9 protein-coding genes are annotated in these 8981 nt (G+C 37.3%); 8 read left to right on the top strand and 1 reads right to left on the bottom strand.

Annotated features, from left to right (window positions below):
- Positions 1 to 448: 448 nt before the first annotated feature.
- The 5 genes from BA768_RS12025 to BA768_RS12005 all read left to right on the top strand — a co-directional run bounded on the left by BA768_RS12025 (position 449) and on the right by BA768_RS12005 (position 4527).
- A complete protein-coding gene (locus tag BA768_RS12025) occupies positions 449 to 1804 on the top strand; it encodes an MFS transporter (RefSeq protein ID WP_083206665.1) in 1356 nt (451 codons plus the stop codon).
- Positions 1805 to 1988: 184 nt separating this feature from the next.
- A complete protein-coding gene (locus BA768_RS12020; protein WP_038330915.1) occupies positions 1989 to 2498 on the top strand; it encodes a plastocyanin/azurin family copper-binding protein in 510 nt (169 codons plus the stop codon).
- 106 nt (positions 2499 to 2604) lie between these two features.
- Positions 2605 to 2844, top strand: coding sequence for a heavy-metal-associated domain-containing protein (locus tag BA768_RS12015; protein ID WP_038330917.1), 240 nt, complete (start codon positions 2605 to 2607; stop codon positions 2842 to 2844).
- A 102-nt stretch (positions 2845 to 2946) separates the two neighbouring features.
- Complete coding sequence (locus tag BA768_RS12010) at positions 2947 to 3351, top strand: helix-turn-helix domain-containing protein (RefSeq protein ID WP_052217452.1); 405 nt, start codon at positions 2947 to 2949, stop codon at positions 3349 to 3351.
- 105 nt (positions 3352 to 3456) lie between these two features.
- A complete protein-coding gene (locus tag BA768_RS12005) occupies positions 3457 to 4527 on the top strand; it encodes an iron-sulfur cluster-binding domain-containing protein (protein WP_038330919.1) in 1071 nt (356 codons plus the stop codon).
- 96 nt (positions 4528 to 4623) lie between these two features.
- Here the strand turns inward: BA768_RS12005 and BA768_RS12000 are convergent, their stop codons facing one another.
- Positions 4624 to 5172, bottom strand: coding sequence for a TetR/AcrR family transcriptional regulator (locus BA768_RS12000; protein ID WP_052217454.1), 549 nt, complete (start codon positions 5170 to 5172; stop codon positions 4624 to 4626).
- A 108-nt stretch (positions 5173 to 5280) separates the two neighbouring features.
- Between BA768_RS12000 and BA768_RS11995 the strand changes: the two genes are divergently transcribed.
- The 3 genes from BA768_RS11995 to BA768_RS11985 are packed head-to-tail and all read left to right on the top strand — an operon-like array spanning position 5281 to position 8962.
- A complete protein-coding gene (locus BA768_RS11995; RefSeq protein ID WP_065720937.1) occupies positions 5281 to 6489 on the top strand; it encodes an NADH:flavin oxidoreductase in 1209 nt (402 codons plus the stop codon).
- Between the two features lie 23 nt (positions 6490 to 6512).
- A complete protein-coding gene (locus BA768_RS11990; RefSeq protein WP_038330924.1) occupies positions 6513 to 8204 on the top strand; it encodes a 3-ketosteroid-delta-1-dehydrogenase in 1692 nt (563 codons plus the stop codon).
- A gap of 8 nt (positions 8205 to 8212) precedes the next feature.
- On the top strand, positions 8213 to 8962 hold the full coding sequence (locus BA768_RS11985) for an SDR family NAD(P)-dependent oxidoreductase (protein ID WP_065720936.1): 750 nt from the start codon (positions 8213 to 8215) through the stop codon (positions 8960 to 8962).
- Positions 8963 to 8981: the final 19 nt, after the last annotated feature.

Genomic DNA, 8981 nt, shown 5'->3' with positions numbered 1-8981 from the left:
CAGTGATAAAGATACAAAATTTAAACTAAAAAAACAACATAAATATTTGATAATCAATTAATTAAAACAATTTCTTGTTTTACTAAAACACAAAAAAGTCGGAAGAAAAATCTTCCGACCATGACTAGGTATTACATCCTCTTTTTTTTATGTCTTGTACAATCAGTAAATATCATAAAACTAATAAAGAAAAGTATAATGGAAAGCTTGGTTGCAATACCGAAATTTGCAGTATAGAAGTTATAATTAAAGTAAAAACAAAATGTTGAACATTATTAATAGAATTATTTTTGGATTAACTCACTACCACAGTGAGAAATCTGATTGTTGTTGTCACTGTTGAGGACTATATTCAAACCCGATAATACACTTTACTTTTTCTGGGTTTGGCAAATACCAATCCAACTCAAATTGATAAACAATTTTTTAATTCTTACAAATATTAATAATGAAACAAAATATTCAAGAGAGTGCCCTTGAGACAGGTTTGTCCAATCACTCTAAAACTAAAATAAAAAAATCCCCATCCATTGTTATTGCATTAGCATTTATCGTCTTAGTATTTGATGGCTATGATTTAGTAGTATACGGAACAATAGTAAAATCTATTCTAGCTTATGAAGCATGGGGGTTAACTACCGCTGAAACAGGCTCTATAAATAGTCTGGCTCTTGTGGGAATGGCAATAGGGTCACTTACTGTTGGCTACCTTACAGATTTAATTGGACGTAGAAAAGTTTTAATTGGAGCAGTCACATTTTTTTCTCTCTTTATGATTGCGACGGCGTTGGCTCCTACACCGTTTCTGTTCGGGCTTTTTCGCTTTATTTCTGGTTTAGGTCTCGGTGGTGTAATCCCTACAGCAGTAGCTACAACAGTAGAGTTTTCAAGAGCAGGGCGTAAAAATTTCAATAACGCTTTAATGTTTTCCGGTTATTCTATGGGAGGTATTTTCGCCGCATTGTTGGCTATCGGTTTAGTAGAAACAATTGGTTTCCGTGGAATGTTAGGGATCGGTGCATTGCCATTAATTACCGTTGTACCACTATTACTCTATTATCTCCCTGAAAGTCCGGTATATTTAAGATCAAAAGGTCGCATTAGAGAAGCAGATACAATTATAGCAGAATATGGCTTAACACCCATAGAACCAACTTCGCCAATTAAAAAAGAAGTTCGGCAAGTCGAAAAAAAACGCAATCCTTTATTGGCAATCTTTACAGGTCGCTGGGCATTGATTACAATTGTGTTTTTGCTCGCAGCTATTTCTGGTCAGATTTTAATCTATGGACTTAATACGTGGTTGCCTACGTTATTAACTATTGCAGGTTATTCGGCTACTTCAGCATTAACGTTCTTGTTGGTCACGAATGCTGGAGCAGTAGCAGGTTCGCTAATTGCTTCCCCATTGGCAGACAAGTTCGGAGCAAAAAGAGTTGTTTCAGCGGCATTTGCGATGGCAGGCATTGCATTATTCCTAATGGCTCTTGGCTTTAGTACAGGCGACGGTAATGGATGGTCTATGAGCCTTACTTACTTGCTTGTAGCCGTAGTTGGTTTCGGCTCCATAGGTGCACAAATTTTGTTGAATGGCTTTATCGCTACCTATTATCCCGATGCCACTCGTGGTACAGCTTTAGGTACTATCCTTGCAGTAGGTCGTATAGGTGCAGCAGTTGCAATCATTCTTGGCGGTATTCTTATCGCATCAGAACTGTCCAACTTTGCTAATTTCGCAGTATGGGCAATTCCTGCAATTCTTGGTACTATTATCGTATTGAGCGTTCCAAATAGTCAAAAGTAACCTTATAAAATTAGAGGAACAGACACCCGTTGTAATAATTACAATGGGGGTTTTGCATTGCATCAACAATACAATTTTACAATTCAGTAAATATCATAAATCTAAAAAGGAATTGCATAATATTTAGGATAACAAATGTACTGAAATTTGCAGTATAAGATAACAATTTAAAATTACATAGAAAATGAAAAAGTTAGTTTTAGGCTTGTCAGTAATCATATTTACTGCTTGTAACAATAATAAGAAAACAGAACAAAGTGTACAAGAAAACAATCAGCCTGTATTAGAACAAACAACTGTCCCGACGGAACAAGCAAACGAAGTTGAGTTGACCATCAGTGGCGGTGATGATATGAAATTTGATAAAACCGAACTTAAAGTAAAAGAAGGACAAACTGTAAAGTTGATTCTTAAGCATACCGGAAAAGCACCAATTGAAGCAATGGGACATAATGTTGTTATTCTTGCACAAGGTACAGACTTCAATGCTTTCGCTAATGCAGCAATCAATGCTAAAGATAATGACTATATTCCAAAAGAAATGGAAAAAGCCGTTATTACCAAAACAGATATGATTGGTGGCGGACAAACTACCGAAATTACTTTTAATGCTCCTGCAAAAGGTTCTTATGATTTTTTATGTTCTTTCCCAGGCCACTACATCTATATGAAGGGTAAGTTCATTGTAGAATAAAATCATAATTTTAAAATCAGTAAAAGTCACAAATCTTACAAGGAATACCATAATAATAAGTATCAAATTAAGACGGAAATTTGTTAAACATTAAAAATAAGATAAAATGAAAAATTTGGAATTAAGCATACCAGACATGCAAAGTGCTCACTGCCAATCAAGAGTAAATGGAGCAATCAAAGATATTAATGGCGTTACTATTGAAAAATTAGAAGCAGGGAAACTTGCTGTTTCAATAGAGAATGATAGTGTGAAACAAGAGTTGGTCCAGGCTATTGAGAAAGCTGGCTACAAAGTAGATGGCGGAGATAGCGAAAAAACGTCAAGCTGCTCTTGCTGCGTGTAAGTTCAATATTGCTCGGGGATTTGCTGAATATATCCCTGGGCTTTTCTCCATTTACTCTTAGGGTACCAAAACAGTGTTTCCCAATCTCTAACATAAAAAGTTATGTTACATCAATTAAAATTAGGTGACTGTTCGGATGTAATAACGAAAGTACACCGGGTAGCAGATCAGATTATTCAGACCCAATTGGATACAGGTTCATCTGCTCCGTTTGCGATTCAGATAACAAGCGAACTCAATACGGATTATCAAGAACTGAACAATCTGTTTCTTTTAAAATGTGATGTCAGCCTTGAAATTATATTTACAAAGCGAATAATTGAAAAGGTAAAAGAATTGCTGGTATATACCGAGCAAACTATCACGCAAATTGCAAAATCGTTAGGTTATAAAAAAGCTTCGGAGCTTACCGAGCAATTAAAGACCTATACAGGATTAACGTCTGCCCATTTCAAACAGATAAGAAAAAACAAGCTGGCAATTATCAGAAGACAGCAAGAAAAGTAAAACGAAATTTAATTATCAAATATCATGTTTTGATGAACCTCTCTTTGTGAACAACAAGTAGAGGTTTCCTTTTAAAGATAACAAAGCAGATAGAAATTATTTAAAATGAAGAAATTTACATGGCGAACCCATAAAACTGTGAAGGAAACACAGGATACTCTGACCATATACTTTGAAACCGATCAACAACAATTTTCCTACTTGCCTGGTCAGTATCTAAACATCAGATGCAACATAGATGGAGAGATGGTAATTCGCTCGTATTCATTTAGTTCCAAACCCTCAGATCCTAATCCAGCTATTACTGTAAAAAGAGTAACTGGAGGAAAAATGAGTAACTATATTTTTGAAAATGCAGACCAAATAGAAATATGGGAAATTGAAGCACCGTTTGGGAATTTTGTTTTGGAAGATACAATAGCTGGACAATCCAAAATAGTTCTTTTGGCCGGTGGTAGCGGTATCGCACCTTTATTCTCTATGCTCAATAGTATTGATAGTAGTCGTCAAATTCCCTTACTGATATACAGTAATAAAACGCCAAGTGAAACTATTTTTTATAATGAACTGGAAACTTTAGAGATAAATGAAAGTCTCGAAATATGCTATTCCTTTACTTCCCCCGAATTTATCTCTACTAAAATCAATCATATTGCAGGACGATTCTCTCTATTGGTACTTCGTTCCATAATCAAACGACTTGTTCCTGAAATAAACGATGCCCATTACTACATTTGTGGACCTACCGGCTTAATGGATTTATATAAAAATGCCTTAACAGGATTGAATATTCCAGAAGAAAATATTCATTTGGAATATTTCGACCCAGTTCCAGTTGATGTGGGAGATTTGGAAACTGACGGTGTTGTAAAAGATGTGATTGTAAATTACTATGAGGACTACTACGAGAATGATGAAAAGCAGACCTATGAATGCACATCACTCATTGAGGTGCAGCCGAAGCAATCTCTTTTGGATGCAATGAAAGAGCATCATATCAAAGTAGCGAGTTCCTGCAAAAACGGAACCTGTGGGGCTTGTTGGGCAGTAAAAACAGATGGCGAAGTACGGATGCTCCATAATGGGGCTCTGACAGAACAGGATATTGCCGAGGGAATAATTTTATTGTGCCAAAGCTATCCGACAAATGCGGATGTATGTGTAACTGTATCGTGAATAAGAAAAACGATATTGATTAAATAATATGCTGTTAAGCCTTTAATTTGATATTAAAATACTGACGACATATCGAAATAGCTAGAGATGTGCAACTTACTCTTTTGTAACTACTTTAATTCCGTTCATAAGCAATTCTAATGTTCGCTCAATGGCAGATTGACCAGACATCTGAACATATGCAACTGCGCCACCTACCATTGATATTAATATCAGTAAATCTTTTTCACAACAAAAGTCATCTCGTAATAAGTTGCTATTTTTTGCGAGTTGAATTGGTTTTTCGAAAATCTCAAACAATCTGGAAGAAGTCAAGGTTTGTTCCTGTCCGTTGATATAAGGTAAAAAGTTATGATATTCCACCCGTTGTATCAATACCTTTTTTAACAACAGATAGAATCCATTTTTGTTTTCTTGCAATGCTTTAGCGTATAAATCAAGTTGATCTAGATTGTAATGAAATACTGCCGACACAAGAGCTTCCCGATCCGGAAAATGACGATAAAAAGTCATTCTGGAAACATCAGATTCTTTGGCAATTTCAGTCAATGGAATATCTATTCCTTTCTCCATGAATAGATTCAAAGCAGTTTTTACAATTTTTACTTTATTTTGAACAGAATCGGATCTAGCTTTCAAATTCATATAATGATTTTAATTGGTGCAAAATTAATAATTTTTTAAATGTTACACTATGTAACATTTATTTGTTATTTGTTTATCTTTGATAAGAAACAATAACTTCAATATCCTATGAATGCAATTAATCCTGATAAAGTATTTTCACCCGCAAAATTAGGACCCATTACTCTTCCGAATCGGGTTATAAAAGCGGCAACCAGTGAAGGCAGAAGCCCTGACGGAAAAGTTACACAATCATTAATAGACTTTCATGAGGGCTTTATAAAAGGAGGGGTTGGTATGACAACTATTGCCTACTGCGCTATTTCCGCAGAAGGTTTTGCAGCACCGGGAGAAATTTTGATGGTTCGTGAAAATATTTCAGGCCTCAAACAATTTACACAGGCGATGCATAAGGCTGGCGGAAAAGCCTCCGCACAGTTAGGGCATGCCGGTCCCGTAGCCACCAAACAAATCACAGGTGTACAACCAATTGCTCCGTCAAGGTTTAGAAGTCCTTCTAGTTTTCAGGTTTGTCGTGAAATCGGCCGAGAGGAAATGAAAACCATTATCAGGCAATTTGCGGATGCCGCAGAAGTTGCTGCCGATGCCAATTTTGATGCGATCGAACTTCATTTTGGGCATTTGTATCTGGTATCTTCTTTTTTCAGTCCTTGGATCAACAAAAGAAAAGATGAATATGGCGGTTCTATTGAAAATCGTACACGTTTTGCAAAAGAAATCCTTCTTGCCGTAAAAGAAAGGGTGAAAGACCGTTTGGCAATTATTGTTAAAATGTCTATGGATGATGGTATTAAAAACTCAATCTGGTTAGATGAGTCCACACAAACAGCAAGAATTCTGGACGAAACAGGCGCTGTTGATGCGTTTGAGTTAACGATGGGATCTTCGGTAAAAAATCAAATGTATCTGTTCAGAGGTGAAACTGATTTAGAGGGCATGTCAAAAACACAGAAAGGAATTTTCAGATTGGGGGTAAAATGGTTTGGAAAATTAGTGTTAGGTGAATACCCGTACGAACATCTTTATATGCTTAAATCGGCTCGGCAATTCCAGACAGTAGTGAAAAAAGCTCAACTGATTTTGTTGGGAGGAATTAATGATTATGTGCATTTGCAAACGGCTATGCAGGAAGGTTTTGACTTTGTTGCGATGGGAAGGGCATTACTTCGCGAGCCCGATATCATCAATAAATTAAAAGATAATCCGTTGGGAAGAGGAAGATGTATTCAATGCAATAAATGTATGTCTACTGTTTTTCAGACAACCAACTGTGTTTTTATACCCGAATACGCTACTTCGTCTAAACTACCTGTATAAATTATAATTAAAAAAGACTGAATATGAGCAAGAAAGAAATAATCCCGGGGCCAACAGCCACAGATATTACCGTAGATTTGGTAGTTGTAGGTTCGGGAACCGGTATGGCAGCTGCACTAGCAGCCCATGAATTAGGATTAAAAGTATTAGTTATCGAAAAAACAGCTTTGGTTGGTGGCTCTACTGCACGCTCCGGTGGTGCATTTTGGATACCGGCAAATCCTGTTTTGAAACAAGATGGTTCCGATGATACATTGAAAGATGGAGAAACATATTTAACGAATTTAGTTGGAGATAATGCTCCTAAATCCCGTTGGGAAAACTTCTTGCAAAATGGTTCAGCAGCAGTAGAAATGTTGGAGAGAACCACGCCTATGAAATTCTTTTGGGCAAAAGGATATTCAGATTATTTTCCAGAAGTTGTAGGTGGTAAAGTCTTAGGAAGAACCTGCGAATGTCGTCCTTTCAATATGAACTTATTAGGAAAAGACACAGCAAGGTTTCGCCCCGGTCAACTTGAGGCACCTGTACCAGTTCCAGTGACAGGTTACGATTACAAATGGCTCAACTTAATGACAAAAACACCATTTAAGTCTATACCGATTATGCTGAAAAGAGGAATTCAGGGAATTGGCGGATTGTTGATTGGAAAACGATTAGTTGGTGGTGGTCAGGCACTGGCTTCAGGGATGTTTGCTGGTTTGCTTCGGTCAGGTGTACCGGTTTGGACCAATACTTCAATTACAGAATTATTGTTTGATGGTGATAAAGTAACTGGAATAAAAGCGGTTCAAAACGGAAAATTGGTTCAGATAAATGCGAAGAAAGGTGTGGTTTTGGCAGGAGGCGGATTTGATCATAATATGCTAATGCGCCACCAATACCAATCTCCCTCTTTAAAAAATGTAAGTTTAGGTAGCGAAGGCAATACAGGTGATACCATTCTGTTAGGAGAAAAGATTGGAGCAGAAATTACCAATATGACTTCAACATGGTGGTTTCCTGCTATAGCTCCATTAACAGAAGAAGGCGAACCACAAGTATTATTGGCAGAGCGTTCGCTTCCGGGATCATTTTTGGTAAACTATACGGGAAAAAGGTTTATAAACGAAGCGGTGGATTATATGAGTTTTGGACAAATCGTTTTAGAACAGGAAAAGTATGGAACGCCTATAAAAGATATGTGGTTGATTTTTGATCAGAACTACAGAAATAGTTATCTGCTTGCCGGCACACTTTTTCCGGGAATGAAAATTCCACAAGAGTGGTTTGATGCAAAAATTGCTTTTACGGCTGAAAATGCATCTGAACTGGCTCAAAAAGTGGGATTACCTGTCGAAGCGTTTACGGAAACATTTGGCAGGTTCAACACCATTGCAGCTACAGGAAAAGATACCGATTTTGGAAAAGGCAACAGCGCTTACGACCGTTATTATGGAGATCCAACACAAATGCCTAATAATTGTCTTCGACCGCTTTCTGGAAAATTATATGCGGTAAAAATCGTTTTATCAGACTTGGGAACATGCGGTGGAATGATGACAAACGAACATGGACAAGTATTGAAAACCAATCAGGCCGCTTTCCAGGGCTTGTACGCTTTGGGAAATAATGCCTCAAATATTTTTGGAAATAAATATCCCGGAGCTGGCGGAACCATCGGGCAGGGATTGGTATTTGGTTATATTATAGCACATCACGCAGCAAAAAAATAATAAGATATATGAGACTAAATAATAAGGTAGCAATAATAACTGGGGCAGCTTCCGGAATGGGGGAAGCTATGGCTTATTCTTTTGCCAAAGAAGGAGCAAAAGTAGTAGCGACCGATATTCAAAAAGATAAATTAGAAACTATTGTACAAAAAATCAAATCAGATGGTGGTGATGCCATTGCTCTAGTACATAACGTATCAAAACGGGAAGACTGGTTTGAAAAAGTACTTCCAGAAACAATCAGCGTTTTTGGAAAACTGGATATTTTAATCAATAATGCTGGGATTTCAGTGGCAGTTCCTTTTGAAGATCAAACCGAAGACACCTGGAAAAAAGCATATGACATCAACATAAACAGCGTGATGCTGGGAATGCAGGCCGCACTACCACACCTGAAAGAAAGAGGTGGGAGTATCGTGAATATTTCTTCGATTGCCGCTTTAACTGGAATGTCAGGCCCCGGAGTTTATACGGCTTCCAAAGGAGGGGTTTCAGCCATTACCAGAGCGGCTGCAGTAGATTTCGGACCTTTTGGAATTAGGGTAAATGCCATTAATCCGGGCTATATCTTAACACCTATGAGCGAGGCATTTTTGAATAGTCCAGACTATCAAGCCTATTTTCTAGGAATTATTCCTATGAAAAAATTGGGAATGGCTGAAGATATTTCGAATGCCGCATTATTCTTGGCATCAGATGAAGCAAAATACATTACAGGGGTAAATTTACCCGTAGATGGTGGAACAACAGTCAAATAATAAACCCCATTTATGTATT

This window comes from Chryseobacterium sp. CBo1 (assembly GCF_001693475.1).
Taxonomy (GTDB): domain Bacteria; phylum Bacteroidota; class Bacteroidia; order Flavobacteriales; family Weeksellaceae; genus Chryseobacterium; species Chryseobacterium formosense.
This window is presented reverse-complemented; position numbering and strand designations above follow the sequence as displayed.